Origin of the sequence: Bacteroides sp. D2, from assembly GCF_025147085.1 — a bacterium.
Classification (GTDB): Bacteria; Bacteroidota; Bacteroidia; order Bacteroidales; family Bacteroidaceae; genus Bacteroides.
In genome coordinates this window covers 2,402,439-2,417,478 of the sequence record NZ_CP102261.1, presented here as the reverse complement: position 1 = coordinate 2,417,478, position 15,040 = coordinate 2,402,439, and the positions used below count along the sequence as shown (strand labels likewise).

Sequence of the window (15,040 nt, the reverse complement as noted above, 5' to 3'; positions counted from 1 at the left end):
AATGCATTTATATTTCCACGAGTCAGAAATTGGTAAAAATTTCCCTTTAAGTTATTGCGGTATTAAAAAATATACTTATCTTTGCACCCGCAAACGAGAAAGGTGCCATAGCTCAGTTGGTAGAGCAAAGGACTGAAAATCCTTGTGTCCCCGGTTCGATTCCTGGTGGCACCACTTCTTAAGCAATCGGAATGTAGCGCAGTTGGTAGCGCACTACGTTCGGGACGTAGGGGTCGGGCGTTCGAGTCGCCTCATTCCGACAAAAATAAAGGGTAGCTTTCTGGAGTACAGTAAGTTGCCCTTTATTTCTATTCAGTCACTTGAACAAATTCAGGACGGATATGTAATAAAACACAACCTATTATATCATGAAAAACAGGATTTATCTCTTTACAGTAGCAGTAGCTTCTTTTATGTGCATCAGCTGCACAAAAACTCAAACTACCCTTTCCGAGAATGAAAAGACAGTCAATCCTCCCATCATGGGATGGAGTTCATGGAATGCATTTCGCGTAGACATCAGCGAAGACATCATCAAGCATCAAGCCGACCTGATGGTGAAAAAAGGTCTGAAAGATGCCGGATATCATTATGTCAATGTTGATGACGGCTATTTCGGAAAGCGCGATGACAACGGAATTATGCATACCCACGAACAACGTTTCCCGAATGGGATGAAACCAATTGCGGATTACGTTCACGGCCTGGGAATGAAAGCCGGTCTCTATACCGATGCGGGCAACAGTACATGTGGCTCCATGTGGGACAATGATGCAGCAGGCGTAGGAGCTGGTATCTATGGACACGAACCGCAAGACGCCCAATTATACTTTGGCGACTGGGGTTTCGACTTTATCAAAATTGATTACTGTGGAGGAGATGCGCTGGGACTTAATGAAAAGGAACGCTACACTTCCATCCGGAACAGTATAGACAAAGTAAACAAAGATGTTTCCATCAATATTTGCCGATGGGCCTTCCCGGGTACTTGGGCTAAAGATGCGGCAACTTCCTGGCGTATCAGTGGAGATATTAATGCACATTGGGGATCATTAAGATATGTAGTCGGAAAGAATCTCTACCTGTCGGCTTATGCCGGAAACGGACATTATAATGACATGGATATGATGGTCATCGGATTCCGCAACGACAGTAAAGTAGGTGGACAAGGTCTTACCCCGACAGAAGAAGAAGCTCATTTCGGTTTGTGGTGCATCATGAGCTCTCCTTTGCTTATCGGATGCAATCTGGAAAACATGCCGGATTCTTCGCTCGAACTGCTGACAAATAAAGAACTGATCGCCCTCAACCAAGATCCGCTGGGCTTACAGGCTTATGTAGCGCAACATGAAAATGAAGGTTATGTACTCGTGAAAGATATTGAACAGAAACGTGGGAATGTACGTGCAGTAGCTCTTTACAATCCTTCTGATACCATCTGTAGTTTTTCCGTGCCGTTCTCTTCACTGGAATTTGGAGGAAACGTAAAAGTACGTGATCTGGTAAAACATAGCGATTTAGGAAACTTCTCCGGTACCTTCGAACAAACGCTTCCTGCACACAGTGCCATGTTCCTCCGCATAGAAGGCGAAACACGTCTGGAACCGACCCTCTACGAAGCGGAATGGGCTTACCTACCTCTTTTCAATGACCTTGGCAAAAATCCTAAAGGTATTATTTATGCCCATGATAAGGAAGCCTCCGGCAAAATGAAAGTAGGTTTCCTTGGCGGACAACCTGAAAACTATGCCGAATGGCGGGAAGTATATAGCGAAAATGGCGGACGCTATGATATGACCATCCATTATTTATATGGCAAAGGACGACAAATAGAACTGGACGTAAACGGTATCATTACCAAAATCGACTCTCTGGGAGAGGATAATGGTCATAACCAAATCACAGTTCCCGTTGAATTAAAAGCCGGATACAACACTATTCGCATGGGTAATAGTTATAACTGGGCACCGGACATCGACTGCTTCACTCTGAAGAAAGCGCTGTAATTCGACTATATAACCTCATATATTAAAAGGAGCAATAACGGAATAAATATGCCGCAGGCATTTTAAAATCCATTATTGCTCCTTTTTAGTTTAGATACTGTCTAGTAATTCGTATCCTATTTTATCTCTTCATACCTATTCCTGTTTATTCCGGTGTTATCGTAATTTCCGCTTTCTCCCTTACATTCACCTGCAAACGTGCATCTTCTGTCAGAGGTGTCCAGACCACCCGCTTACATTCTCCTTTCTGCAGATCATTAGAGTGCTGATTGCTGCCACTCAGATATTCCGTCTCCACTTCTGTATTCTCAAATGTCCATCTCCATACACCATCCAAATTCAGATAGAAGTTTTCAATTTTACTATCCTTTGCATGAAAGTCCAGCCCATTTCCCTGAATATCACACGAGCCAAGCCGGCAAGAATCCAATGATATGTTATAACGATTACCACGGACAAACAATGAATCTGTTTCAATACCTATCAGATTCAATTTCAAACCTTCTTCACCGGTAACTATACCGGTCAGTGAATCCACAGCCAAACTCACATCAAAACCACTCACAAAGATATAATCTCTGTCCCGATACTTTTCCGGAATATTGTTCACATTAAGATCTAACTTCATAAACAAAGTATCATTCTTTTGGGTAACATTCAAATAGTCACCTTTCGGATATGAAACCAGTTCTTTCCCTGACAAAGCAGCAGTAGATCCTATTTTCATTTCGCCGCCAATGAACACACGTCTCGCTTCAGATACTCCATCCTGGCTGGTAAACACCTTTATAACATGTACGCCATTCAAATCCATTTTCACCTGTTCATTACCCAAAAAGACTCCATCTTCCTGATAAGGCTTCCCCGACATAAATATGAAAATAATAGTTGCCACAATTACAATCAATCCGGAAACGAGAAGGCCTATAAATATATAAGTAGTACGTTTCATAATATTTCGTCTTTATTCTATTTCTGCTTTTTTATAAACTCATGATACATTGTCTCTATTTCTTTTATCGGTATATCAAGCGTATACAGCTGACGAAAGAAATAGTCCAATTCTTCTTTCAGAAAGGTATCCTTACGGAGAGAATGAATCAGCTCTTTTGCTCCTGAAGCTACAAAATACCCTATGCCACGTTTATTATAAATAATATTTTGTACCTGAAGATAGTCAAAGGAACGCATCACCGTATTAGCATTCACCTCCACAATGGCAGCATACTCTCTGACAGAAGGGATCCGCTCCTCTTCCGGATATTGCCCCAGCAATATCTCATCACAGATTCTATCTGCAATCTGTAAATAAATAGCTTTACTTTCTTTAAAATTCATAGGCTAAGGTATTACATTCTATTAATAATTTCAGACTCCTTAAAGCGGAAATAAGCCAGTACCCAATTCACCAACGCAAAAAAGATGCCGGCAACAATTACAATCCACAGAGTGGTTTCTTTCGACTCCAGCACACCTCCTGAATAATACCTGCCGCTTTCCAACAGCACTTTGCTTACCAAAGCACCGACAGCAAAATATACCATACCAATAATGGTTCCCGACGCAAATGTTTTCAGGAAAGAATTTTTAGGCCAAATCGAACTGCCCAGTACGAATAAGGATTGAACAAAGAAATAACCTGATATCAGCGCTCCAAATTCCAAGCCTCGCCTGCATAAAGTATAATATTTTTCATCACCAACCAAATGCGACAAGTCGACAGGAGCAATAAAATCCTTCTCCGGATAAGCCAAAGAATAAATAGTAAAACGCGTATAATCCGCCAACTTATAACATATCAGGAAAACAACCAGATACACAACCGTAAATACAAACCATCTGGAGAAAAACTTCTCAAAAGGAGTTGCCGGAATCATTAACATGGAAGTACGGCTCGTTTTCGTTTTCATCTTTTCCATTGTAAACGAAGCACTCAAACAGCCGAATCCCCACAGAGCCCAGATAAAAGTGACAAGAAGAAATATCCACGCCGGATCTTCCTGATACTTATAAGTACCTCTATACTCAAAATATCCATTCCAAACCATTACCACTGCCATCACTCCATACATCAACACCATACGAAGCACATTCGATTTCCAATTCTCCACCATCTCCTTACGGCAGAGATTTATAAAACGAGGCAAACTGAAAAAAGTATCTTTTATCATCGTCTTTTATTTTTGAGTGTGAAACAATCGGGCTATCTCTTCAGGAGTAGCCAGTGTAGCATTAAAAAGAAGTTCCAGGTTTAGTTCCGACTCGTCCTGCTTTTCATTAGGAAGGATCAGGTAGTTACCCTGAATAGTAGGAATTGCAAAAAGCGCACTTTTGGCCAATTCCCGATCATCACTCTCCACAAAGAAAAGTTTGTCGCAAATATTACTTGTCGATTCATCGAGCAACACACGACTGTCATCCATTATCAACACATGATCGAGCACTTTGTCGATGTCACGAACCTGATGTGTGGAAATCACAATCGTCTTATCATCCGACATACCCGATGCTATAAACTTGCGGAACTGACTTTTGCCTGGAATATCCAGCCCGTTGGTCGGTTCATCCATCAACAAAAGAGAGGTATTCGTAGCAAGCGCAAAACTCATGAACACTTTCTTTTTCTGCCCCATAGAAAGCGATCCGAGATCAATATCTATATCCATCTCAAAATAATGGAGATATTTAATCATCTCTTCCTTACTGAAACGAGGATAAAAAGGACTGTTTAACTCAATATAGCTGACCAAAGAAACCGAAGGCAACTCAAATTCTTCGGGAACTAAAAACATATCCTGCAAAGTAACCGGCAACCGACGGCGTACATCTGTATCGTGAAACATCACTTTGCCGTTTTTAGGAGTCAACAAGCCGGACATCAGATAGAGAAGAGTAGATTTTCCCGCACCATTCTTTCCCAACAGTCCATATACCCTGCCGGATTCGAACGAAAGCGAAAAATCACGTAGTACCGCACGCTTCGATTTACGATAAGTAAATGAAAGATTTTCTACTGTAATCATAGTATTTCTGTTTAATGAATAATGATCTTTAGGTGCATTAGTGTAATAGTACACAACAAAAGTAGATAATCTTTTGAATATTCCAATAGAAAAGGAGAAAAAAGTGCAAAAAAAGGAGGAGCTAAGATCACTCTCCACTCCTCCTGTCACGACAAACAACTAAAATTATTCACTATTTGATGCCGTCCAATGCCCTTTTAGCAGTAGCATTAGCGGGGTCTATAGCCAGAATTTTACTCCAGTATTCTATGGATTTATCTTTGTTAGCCTTTGCTTCGGCTTTCAATGCCGGATTTTCGATAGCTAACAAATAGTAATATCCAAGATAACTGTAGCATTCAACCAAAGCTGAATTGTAATGAGGATCGTTTTTGCTTTCCAATAAAGCGGCCACTTCCTCATAGAAAGGTTTCGCAAGTCCTTGAGTTGTTTCAGGGTCAAGTGCAGAATTGGCACGTGCTCTCCAGAAGTTACCCAAATAGCTGTCCGGCGCTGCTTCCGCAATTGCATGGAAAGTAGAATCGGCGGACATTAACGCCTGCTTGCGTTCTTCAACAGTGATTGCTAATGAATCAGGTTGCGTACCAGCACCGTAATAAAGTCTACCAAACTGGAACTGTAAGTCCGGAGTCTGTTTTTCCTTATCAAGAGATGCATAATATTTCTGGTAAGCACTGATTGCTTTTTTATAATCGTTCTTCTGTTCGTAAGCAGAAGAGATATTTTTAAATAAATCCGTCTTCGTCGGATCCATCTTTACCGCTTTCTCATATTGTACTACTGCATCATCATATTTTTTCAGACTCTCCAACAGATGTCCATAATACATATAATCCAAATACGAATAATCGGCTTTATCACATTCCTTGAAGAAGACATCGGCAGCCTTCAACGCTTCATCAAAACGTTTCAGGTCAGTATAATTATACATTGCCAAACGATTGAACGCAGCATGACGAGCATTCTTTTGCAATCCCATATTAGCTACTTCGAGTGATTTCTCAAAATCATGGTTCAAAAATAAAGCAAAAGCATACTTCACCAAATCTTCTTCCGTAGCAGTAGGCCCCATTGCAAAATTCGCATAAGCTTCTACTGCCTTATTAAAATCATTTTTTAAATAGTAAATTTCGGCTAATTTTTTATCTACAGCTGTGTTGGACGGTTCCAGGTCCTTCAATTGGTTCAGCTTCTCAATGGCAAGACTTGCATTGGCTGATTTATAAATATCTGCATATTTCAGATAAGCTTCCGTACATTTCGGATCGAAATAAATTGCCTCCTCATACTTTTGAGAAGCAAGACCCGCATTTTTCTGTTTTACGGCAATATTTCCTTCCAATACAGAAGCAAGAGCCGATTTACCATTCGCTTTTCTGGCAAGAGCTGCATACTCCTGCGCTTCGGGAATCTTGTCAGCATTCAGATATGCGTCTCCAATAGCCACCAACAATTCCACATTTTTCTTATTTTTTCCTTTAATCAGATGCTCAGCTTCTTCAGCAGCCTGTGCCGGATTCGTCTGAATAGTTTCTTTCAATTTCGCAACCCCAGCCTGCCATTCGGCGTCAGATGATTGCGCATAGAGCGACCCTACTGCTATAAACGCTCCAGCTAAAAACATTTGTACTCTTTTCATTATAGTCTCTAATTTTAGTTATTATTCGTCTTTCACGTGGACAATACGCACCGGCTGAGTAGCCGGAACAAGTCCGGATTTTAATATAATCCTCTGCCCTTTATCGGATGTCATAAAAGAAGCAAATCCCCAAGGCAGCCCACTGCGAGGATCATTCAGCAATGCATAAATAGATCGTGCCAACGGATAGTTACCATAAAACAGGTAAGCCTGATAAGGTTTATAACTGTTAGCAGGAGTTGCCACATCCTCTGCACTCACTGACATCACTCTAATCTCTTCGCGAAAAGAAAGATTGGTTGTATCACTGCGGTTCCCCAACCAGTTTACTCCAACAACTCCCATAGCGTCGGGATTATTCGCTACATAATCTATCACCTGCTGGTTGGTTTTCAAGGCACTGACGTTACCTTCAGCCAACTCTTTTCCACCACAGATTGAGTCCATTGCAAAACGTACGGTACTGGAGTTCTTATTATCGAACACCACCTGAATCCCTTTCAAACGGGAATTCGGATTAACCTCTTTCCAGTTTTTCACCTCACCGGTAAGGATGCGGCGGAAATCACGTACACTCAACAAAGAATCCGGATTAGCACGATTCACAATCAATGCCAGACCGTCCGTAGCCAATTTTATCTCGCGAGGGAAAAACTTACGGCTGTGGAATGAATTCATTTCTTCCTTAGTCAGTGTCCGGGTTGCAATAGCCAACCGGACACTGTCTTTCAGAAGTAAATTTATCGCTTCCACTTCAGTTGTGTAGCGAGGGACAATCCCGGCCAAAGGGTACAGGCTTTCAAACACCTCTATCTCTTCTTGTATGATAGGTTCGAAACTCTCATCCGCTGCGATAGATACCACACCGGAAGAATAAGTATCCGTCGGTCCTTTTGATTTTGAGTTACAAGCACTCAAGACCACCAACGCTACGAGTCCTATCAGCCTAAATTGTCTCTTCATCATCTTTTATTGTAATCTAAACATTACCGGAACGGTGAACTTCACACGTACCGCTTTTCCATTCTGCTTACCAGGGAGCCATTTCGGCATGCTTTTTACCACACGAACAGCTTCCTTATCCAGATAAGGGTCTACACCACGAGCCACATGCACGTCAGAAATAGAACCATCACGTTCTACAACGAACTGTATAATAACGCGACCTTGTGTTCCATTCTCCTGTGCAATAGTCGGATATTTGATATTCTTACCCAAGTAAGCCATCAATTCCTGTTGACCACCGGGGAAAGTCGGCATCTGTTCTACCATATCAAAAACCTTTTCCGGTTCCGGTGCAGCCTGTGTTACCACCTGCTTAAGGTCTGCGATATCTTTACCGTTAGCCTCGTCATTACCTTTTACGTCGGCAATAGAGATGGATACTTTGGTAGCATTCAAATCTTCCTGGCTCTTGATTTCATTGTCTTCATGCACCTCTTCATCTTTCTTGATGACAGGAGCTGTAAACTTGATAGAACTCTTCAATGCAGGGGGAGGAGGTGCAACCGGTTCTACGCGTTTCATCTCTTCCTGTTTGATTTCAGGTTCTTCCAATTTTGACAGAGTAGTTACTTCTGTCATCACTTCTTTCTGCTCCGGAGTTGCCAACTTAAGCAGTGTAGGGATACTAAATCCAACCGCTGCTATGACCACTACAATCAACATAGCGACATTATGTCGTTTTGTTGAATTGGCACGCATTCTATATGCGCCGTATGCTTGGTTTTTGCCTTCAAAAATCAGTTGACACCATTCCGAAGAAGCTAAATCTAATTTTGCCATTTTACTTTTCTTTTTTAGGTGTTACATCAATTATCGGCCAAGTTTTGTGACAATTCACCTTTCGCATCATAATTCTTAATCAAGAATTCATCAGCTTCAGCGATATCTGTTATCACATATTTACCAATATTACATATCTGCATTTCGTCCAGCGCGTCAATCAGATTCATATAAGAAGCATCATCAGTAGCTTTGATAATTACGGTCGGTGTATCCTTTCCGCTCTTTATCTCAGAAACCTGCTTCTTAAATTCGTCATCCGTGATCTTAAGATCAAGTTTTTGCTGCTTCAATTCTCTTACTTTATTGACAGCAACAGCATTCTTCTGAAGAAGTACGGCACGCAGTCCATCTGCGCCGTAGCTAGTTTCTTTCAACGAGGTATAATCCTTATAGTTAGGTTCTCCCTCGTAATAATAGAGTTTGTTATCAGCTCCCAGCAATAATGTAATTGCTTGTGAAGCCTTCACCATACTCTTTTGGTTTTCAGTTATATCTTTGTCATTACTCGGCATGCTTATCTCCATCGTCTGAGGTTTGCTCAGTGTGGTACAAAGCATAAAGAAAGTAATCAGCAACATGTTCATGTCCACCATCGGTGTAAAGTCCACCCGGACAGTCATTTTCTTTTGCTTGCTCTTTCCTCTTTTTCCGCCGCTCTCTTGTACTTCAGCACTCATTGTATTTCCTCCTTTTTAATTTTCAGATTCTGCTTTGAGAGAAGTAATCAGATTGTACCGATTTTCCCGCAAATCCTGAAGTGAGTTCATAACGTTCTTTATCACTGAGTATGGAGTCGTAGCGTCTGCCTTGATAGCAATACGTAGATCAGCGTTAGCAGTACGTGCATTACGTACCCACGATTTAAACTGATTGTCAACACTATCGCATGGAATACCTTCATTCTTTAGGATCTTATCCCGTTGATCTTCCGGGAGATCAAGATATTTCTGCATACTTCTGATAGGTACTCCAAAAGTAGAAGACAAGATAAATCTCTTCTCCTGTTCCGGAGTAAACTTAATGCCATACTCTTCACCCATGCTCTCCAATACAGCCTGCATATCCTGCTGCTTGTCGAGGCTCATAAATATTTTCCCTTCCGGATCAACCAGAATCTGGAGTACATTCGTCTCCGGGATCTTGATTTCCGATACGGAAGCCGGAGTGGTAACTTGTACTGGTTCTTTCTTCACAAATGTTGAAGTCAACATAAAGAAAGTCAGAAGCAATACAGTAACGTCACTCATAGCTGTCATATCTATGAACGTACTTTTCTTTTTAATTTGCGCTCTACCCATGATTAATAATAGATTTTATAAGGGTTCGCTGAATTAGTGAGTAGCAGCAAAAGTTTGCACGATAGAGAATCCGACTTCGTCGAGTCCGTAAGTCAATTTATCGATTTTGTTAGTGTAATAGTTGTAAGAGATAACAGCCAATGCACCAGTCAAGATACCGAAAGCAGTGTTAATCAAAGCTTCAGAGATACCTTGTGACAAAGCCATAGAGTCAGCACCACCACCAGCAGACAAAGCAGCAAATGAACGGATCATACCGATTACAGTACCGAGCAATCCCATCAATGTACCCAAAGTAGTGATAGTAGCGATGATCGGAAGATTTTGTTGCATCATAGGCATTTCCAAAGCAGTAGCTTCTTCAAGTTCTTTCTGGATAGCCAACAGCTTCTGTTCTTTAGGAAGAGCTGTGTTCTTTTCCATTTCTTCATACTTACGCAAAGTAGAAGTTACTACGTTAGCAACAGAACCACGTTGTTTGTCACAGATTTCCTGTGCTTTCTTCATGTCACCTGCAGCTAAAGCGTCTTTGATGTTAGCTACAAACTTAGACAATGAACCTTTACCGAAAGCAGAACGAAGAGCAAAATAACGCTCGATGCTCAAAGCAAGTACGGTTAACAACAATGTCTGGATAATAGGTACGATGATACCACCTTTGTAAATAGTACCCAACATGTTCAACGGGTGATTGTTAGGGTCATTGTTCATAAAGTTGGACGGGTTACCTAATAGGAATTGAAAGATACATACAGCTATTACTAAACAGCAGATGATTACGATACCGGCATTCTTTATACCTACAACTTGAGTTTTTTTAGTAGTTTCCATAATAAGTTTTTTTGTTAAGAAATTAATTTTAGTTATTTAGGAAGTAAATATTTCAATTAGACACACTGCGCTATAGACCCTGCAACTTTTAAAAGGTAAAGTCACACAGTTTCATACAGAGTACGAAAAAAAACGAATAAAAATGGGGAAAAGACTAAATAAGGATGCGTCTTAAAGCGAACACGTAGTAGTCGCTACACGTAATGGAGTAATGTGGATCCTTATCGGAATAAAATGATTTACTTTGATCTAATACTAGAGAGTTTTCTCTTAACACGAGAAACTTTTGCATAACGTCTTTCAAGGAGTCATTGATTTCAATGATTCTCCGCAGACGATAATTATTAGAGTTTGATTCTGTTACGAGTTTAAGTCCTAATTCTACGTCAGAAACAGACAAAGAACGGACGCTATCATAGCTAACAGACTGCCCATCCACAGAAGAGCGTTGATTGCTGTCAGAAGATAATTCTGATAATTGACAAGGTGAGTCACTAAAAATACAAGTAGAAAAATTCATAGCATTTCCGCTTACGCTAAAAGATAGCATCAGCAGAAGAAAAGCTAATATGAATTTCGGAGAAAGTTTCATTGTATTTTTAGTTGTTTAATCAATTACAATAGATTCGGCCACAAATGTAGCAATTAATCGTATATGTTTATCGTCGTTCACATCATTTAAACATTAAAGTTTAACTCTTTTATAAAAACAAGCTACAATATGTTTTGTTCGATGAGTTTGCGACTTAATATGTTAAAAAAACATTTCCTCTGAATATCCAGAGTTTTAAGAAATTAAAAATCCCCTCCAATATTTCTACTGAAGGGGACTTTTCTTAAAAACGGCGGCTACCTACTCTCCCACTGTTACGCAGTACCATCGGCGTGACGAGGCTTAACTTCTCTGTTCGGAATGGGAAGAGGTGGAACCCTCGTGCTATAACCACCTGAATAAGGTTATGACATGATGAAAAGTAAAAATTCAGTATCTAGCAAGCTAAACGTATATACCCAACCGGTACATGTTCGAAAGAAAGTGAACGGGCAATTAGTAATGCTCGGCTTTGATGTTACCACCTTTACACCTGCATCCTATCAACGTCATCGTCTTTGACGACCCTAAGAAATCTAATCTTGTGGCTGGCTTCGTACTTAGATGCTTTCAGCACTTATCCAATCCCGACTTAGATACCCAGCAATGCACCTGGCGGCACAACTGGTAAACCAGCGGTCAGTCCAACACGGTCCTCTCGTACTAGTGTCAGAGCCACGCAAATTTCATACGCCCACGATAGATAGAGACCGAACTGTCTCACGACGTTCTGAACCCAGCTCGCGTGCCACTTTAATGGGCGAACAGCCCAACCCTTGGGACCTTCTCCAGCCCCAGGATGTGACGAGCCGACATCGAGGTGCCAAACCCCTCCGTCGATATGAGCTCTTGGGAGGGATCAGCCTGTTATCCCCGGAGTACCTTTTATCCTTTGAGCGATGTCCCTTCCATACGGAAACACCGGATCACTATGCTCTAGTTTCCTACCTGATCGACTTGTCTGTCTCCCAGTCAAGCGCCCTTATGCCATTACACTCTACGGACGGTTACCAATCGTCCTGAGGGCACCTTTAGAAGCCTCCGTTACACTTTTGGAGGCGACCACCCCAGTCAAACTACCCACCAAACAGTGTCCTCGTTTCTACGAGTTAGAACTCAAATAATCAAAGGGCCGTATTTCAACAGCGACTCCACAAATACTGGCGTACCTGCTTCAAAGTCTCCGGCCTATCCTACACATCAATTACCCAAATTCAATGTTAAGCTATAGTAAAGGTTCACGGGGTCTTTTCGTCCCATCGCGGGTAATCGGCATCTTCACCGATACTACAATTTCACTGAGCTCACGGTTGAGACAGTGTCCAGATCATTACACCATTCGTGCAGGTCGGAACTTACCCGACAAGGAATTTCGCTACCTTAGGACCGTTATAGTTACGGCCGCCGTTTACTGGGGCTTCAATTCAATGCTTCTCTTGCGATGACATCTCCTCTTAACCTTCCAGCACCGGGCAGGTGTCAGGCTGTATACGTAATCTTTCAATTTGGCACAGCCCTGTGTTTTTGTTAAACAGTTGCCTGGACCTATTCTCTGCGCCCAACTCTCGTTGGGACCCTTTATCCCGAAGTTACAGGGTCAATTTGCCTAGTTCCTTAACCGTGAATCACTCAAGCGCCTTAGTATATTCAACCCGACTACGTGTGTCCGTTTACGGTACGGGTACCTTAAAGATTAAGTTTAGCGGATTTTCTTGGGAGTATGTTTACACGCACTATTACCTTATTCCGAGGAATTTGGTATACTATCAGGTTCGACTCTTATCCTGGATTTGCCTGGGATAATCAACATCTACACCCTTCAACGGACTATTCCGTCAGTCCGCGGCGCTGTCACTCCTCCGTCTCCACGTCACTCTTTAAGGTAGTACAGGAATATTAACCTGTTCTGCCATCGGCCTCACCGTTCGGCTGAGCCTTAGGACCCGACTAACCCTGATCCGATTAGCGTTGATCAGGAAACCTTAGTCTTTCGGCGAGGGGGTTTCTCACCCCCTTTATCGTTACTTATACCTACATTTGCTTTTCCACACGCTCCAGCAAAGCTCACGCTTCACCTTCGACGCAGAGTGGAATGCTCCCCTACCGATCCTTACGGATCCCATAGCTTCGGTAAATTGCTTGATGCCCGATTATTATCCACGCCAAACTCCTCGACTAGTGAGCTGTTACGCACTCTTTAAATGAATGGCTGCTTCCAAGCCAACATCCTAGCTGTCTTAGCAATCTGACTTCGTTAGTTCAACTTAGCAATTATTTGGGGACCTTAGCTGATGGTCTGGATTCTTCTCCTTTAGGACATGGACCTTAGCACCCATGCCCTCACTCCTGGGATCGAACTACTGCGCATTCGGAGTTTATCAAGACTTGATAGGCGGTGAAGCCCTCGCATCTTATCAGTCGCTCTACCTCACAGTAGTAATTCCCAAGGCTGCACCTAAATGCATTTCGGGGAGTACGAGCTATCTCCAAGTTTGATTAGCCTTTCACCCCCACCCTCAGTTCATCCGGAAGCTTTTCAACGCTTATCGGTTCGGTCCTCCAGTTAGTGTTACCTAACCTTCAACCTGACCAAGGGTAGATCACTTGGTTTCGCGTCTACTCCTTCCGACTAATCGCCCTGTTCAGACTCGCTTTCGCTTCGGCTTCATGTCTTAAGACACTTAACCTTGCCGGAAAAAGTAACTCGTAGGTTCATTATGCAAAAGGCACGCCGTCACAACCGAAGTTGCTCCGACCGCTTGTAGGCGCACGGTTTCAGGGACTATTTCACTCTTCTATTCGAAGTGCTTTTCACCTTTCCTTCACAGTACTGGTTCGCTATCGGTCTCTCGGGAGTATTTAGCCTTACCGGATGGTCCCGGCAGATTCACGCAAGATTCCTCGTGTCCCGCGCTACTCAGGATACCACTACGCTTCGTTTAGCTTCGAATACCGGACTATCACCGTCTATGGTCCCATTTTCCAAAGGGTTCTTCTCACTAAAGTTCTTGCGATATCGTGGTCCTACAACCCCAATATTGCCGTAACAACATTGGTTTGGGCTAATCCCCGTTCGCTCGCCACTACTAGGGGAATCATTATTATTTTCTTTTCCTACAGGTACTAAGATGTTTCAGTTCCCTGTGTTAGCCTCTTGCTATGCAAGATGTCATTCCTTCAGAATGACGGGTTGTCCCATTCGGAAATCTTCGGATCAAAGGTTATTTGCACCTTCCCGAAGCTTATCGCAGCTTATCACGTCCTTCATCGCCTCCGAGAGCCAAGGCATCCGCCATGCGCCCTTGCTTACTTTCTTTCAAACGTTTTATTCGTGTACTGGTATTGGTATGGGAATTGCTTCCTTCTATCAATATTGCGTACTCGAACACGTACGGTTTGATATATACTTTTAGCTCTTACTAAAATTTTACTTTTTGTACATCATGTCAAAGATCGTTTCTCTTTTTCAGAGATGGTGGAGAATAACGGATTCGAACCGTTGACCCTCTGCGTGCAAGGCAGATGCTCTAGCCAGCTGAGCTAATCCCCCAAGAGGTTATCAAGAATTGCTGCATTCCGCTGACGCGTCATTCCTTCGTTCTTGAGCTTGGTAGTCCCAGGCAGAGTTGAACTGCCGACCTCTACATTATCAGTGTAGCGCTCTAACCAACTGAGCTATAGGACTAGTTCAACCTTGTCTACCTGTATGTTAGACTCGGCTTCTTTTTTCTCTTGTTTATCTCTATCTATACTTCTATAGATGGTTGATCTATATGTTATAAATAAACAAGTACCAGTAGTACAAAAAACAGAACCTTTAAAGTCTTTAAGTGGCTGTCACGTTTAGGTGACAGTTACGACAT

The 15,040-nt window shown here is 42.2% G+C and carries 12 protein-coding genes, 4 tRNA genes and 2 rRNA genes; 3 read left to right on the top strand and 15 right to left on the bottom strand.

Features of this window, described 5'->3' with window-relative positions; genetic code table 11:
- The first annotated feature begins 101 nt into the window (after positions 1-101).
- The 3 genes from NQ505_RS08390 (at position 102) to NQ505_RS08380 (ending at position 2,006) form a co-directional block, all read left to right on the top strand.
- Positions 102-174: transfer RNA gene (locus NQ505_RS08390), tRNA-Phe, on the top strand.
- A 13-nt stretch (positions 175-187) separates the two neighbouring features.
- Positions 188-260: transfer RNA gene (locus NQ505_RS08385), tRNA-Pro, on the top strand.
- Positions 261-368: 108 nt separating this feature from the next.
- Positions 369-2,006, top strand: coding sequence for an alpha-galactosidase D (locus NQ505_RS08380; protein WP_009000231.1), 1,638 nt, complete (start codon positions 369-371; stop codon positions 2,004-2,006).
- A 145-nt stretch (positions 2,007-2,151) separates the two neighbouring features.
- Here the strand turns inward: NQ505_RS08380 and NQ505_RS08375 are convergent, their stop codons facing one another.
- The 15 genes from NQ505_RS08375 to NQ505_RS08305 form a co-directional block, all read right to left on the bottom strand.
- Entirely contained in the window at positions 2,152-2,958 is an 807-nt protein-coding gene (locus NQ505_RS08375; protein ID WP_009000232.1) for a hypothetical protein, read from the bottom strand.
- Positions 2,959-2,975: 17 nt separating this feature from the next.
- Positions 2,976-3,344: a GntR family transcriptional regulator gene (locus tag NQ505_RS08370; protein WP_004296279.1), complete on the bottom strand. Its 369-nt coding sequence runs from the start codon at positions 3,342-3,344 to the stop codon at positions 2,976-2,978.
- Between the two features lie 11 nt (positions 3,345-3,355).
- Positions 3,356-4,177: a hypothetical protein gene (locus NQ505_RS08365; RefSeq protein WP_009000233.1), complete on the bottom strand. Its 822-nt coding sequence runs from the start codon at positions 4,175-4,177 to the stop codon at positions 3,356-3,358.
- 6 nt (positions 4,178-4,183) lie between these two features.
- Entirely contained in the window at positions 4,184-5,029 is an 846-nt protein-coding gene (locus NQ505_RS08360; RefSeq protein ID WP_004306914.1) for an ATP-binding cassette domain-containing protein, read from the bottom strand.
- Between the two features lie 172 nt (positions 5,030-5,201).
- On the bottom strand, positions 5,202-6,668 hold the full coding sequence (locus NQ505_RS08355; RefSeq protein ID WP_009000234.1) for a tetratricopeptide repeat protein: 1,467 nt from the start codon (positions 6,666-6,668) through the stop codon (positions 5,202-5,204).
- A 21-nt stretch (positions 6,669-6,689) separates the two neighbouring features.
- A complete protein-coding gene (locus NQ505_RS08350) occupies positions 6,690-7,634 on the bottom strand; it encodes a PstS family phosphate ABC transporter substrate-binding protein (RefSeq protein ID WP_004296284.1) in 945 nt (314 codons plus the stop codon).
- 3 nt (positions 7,635-7,637) lie between these two features.
- Complete coding sequence (locus NQ505_RS08345) at positions 7,638-8,453, bottom strand: energy transducer TonB (protein WP_009000235.1); 816 nt, start codon at positions 8,451-8,453, stop codon at positions 7,638-7,640.
- 26 nt (positions 8,454-8,479) lie between these two features.
- Positions 8,480-9,133 (bottom strand): ExbD/TolR family protein, encoded by a 654-nt coding sequence (locus NQ505_RS08340; protein WP_004296286.1) that lies wholly within the window; start codon positions 9,131-9,133, stop codon positions 8,480-8,482.
- A gap of 15 nt (positions 9,134-9,148) precedes the next feature.
- Positions 9,149-9,754 (bottom strand): ExbD/TolR family protein, encoded by a 606-nt coding sequence (locus NQ505_RS08335; RefSeq protein WP_004296287.1) that lies wholly within the window; start codon positions 9,752-9,754, stop codon positions 9,149-9,151.
- A 33-nt stretch (positions 9,755-9,787) separates the two neighbouring features.
- Positions 9,788-10,585, bottom strand: coding sequence for a MotA/TolQ/ExbB proton channel family protein (locus NQ505_RS08330; protein WP_004311923.1), 798 nt, complete (start codon positions 10,583-10,585; stop codon positions 9,788-9,790).
- A 154-nt stretch (positions 10,586-10,739) separates the two neighbouring features.
- Positions 10,740-11,177: a hypothetical protein gene (locus NQ505_RS08325; protein ID WP_004327118.1), complete on the bottom strand. Its 438-nt coding sequence runs from the start codon at positions 11,175-11,177 to the stop codon at positions 10,740-10,742.
- Between the two features lie 248 nt (positions 11,178-11,425).
- Positions 11,426-11,536, bottom strand: a 5S ribosomal RNA gene (gene rrf / locus NQ505_RS08320).
- 77 nt (positions 11,537-11,613) lie between these two features.
- Positions 11,614-14,493: ribosomal RNA gene (locus NQ505_RS08315) — 23S ribosomal RNA — on the bottom strand.
- Positions 14,494-14,650: 157 nt separating this feature from the next.
- Positions 14,651-14,727 (bottom strand) — tRNA-Ala (locus NQ505_RS08310).
- A gap of 58 nt (positions 14,728-14,785) precedes the next feature.
- A tRNA-Ile gene (locus NQ505_RS08305) sits at positions 14,786-14,862 on the bottom strand.
- Between the last annotated feature and the right edge of the window lie 178 nt (positions 14,863-15,040).

Coding starts and splice junctions, on each gene's coding strand:
- NQ505_RS08380 (WP_009000231.1), top strand. CDS start 369: ATGAAAAACAGGATTTATCTCTTTACAGTAGCAGTAGCTTCTTTTATG.
- NQ505_RS08375 (WP_009000232.1), bottom strand. CDS start 2,958: ATGAAACGTACTACTTATATATTTATAGGCCTTCTCGTTTCCGGATTG.
- NQ505_RS08370 (WP_004296279.1), bottom strand. CDS start 3,344: ATGAATTTTAAAGAAAGTAAAGCTATTTATTTACAGATTGCAGATAGA.
- NQ505_RS08365 (WP_009000233.1), bottom strand. CDS start 4,177: ATGATAAAAGATACTTTTTTCAGTTTGCCTCGTTTTATAAATCTCTGC.
- NQ505_RS08360 (WP_004306914.1), bottom strand. CDS start 5,029: ATGATTACAGTAGAAAATCTTTCATTTACTTATCGTAAATCGAAGCGT.
- NQ505_RS08355 (WP_009000234.1), bottom strand. CDS start 6,668: ATGAAAAGAGTACAAATGTTTTTAGCTGGAGCGTTTATAGCAGTAGGG.
- NQ505_RS08350 (WP_004296284.1), bottom strand. CDS start 7,634: ATGATGAAGAGACAATTTAGGCTGATAGGACTCGTAGCGTTGGTGGTC.
- NQ505_RS08345 (WP_009000235.1), bottom strand. CDS start 8,453: ATGGCAAAATTAGATTTAGCTTCTTCGGAATGGTGTCAACTGATTTTT.
- NQ505_RS08340 (WP_004296286.1), bottom strand. CDS start 9,133: ATGAGTGCTGAAGTACAAGAGAGCGGCGGAAAAAGAGGAAAGAGCAAG.
- NQ505_RS08335 (WP_004296287.1), bottom strand. CDS start 9,754: ATGGGTAGAGCGCAAATTAAAAAGAAAAGTACGTTCATAGATATGACA.
- NQ505_RS08330 (WP_004311923.1), bottom strand. CDS start 10,585: ATGGAAACTACTAAAAAAACTCAAGTTGTAGGTATAAAGAATGCCGGT.
- NQ505_RS08325 (WP_004327118.1), bottom strand. CDS start 11,177: ATGAAACTTTCTCCGAAATTCATATTAGCTTTTCTTCTGCTGATGCTA.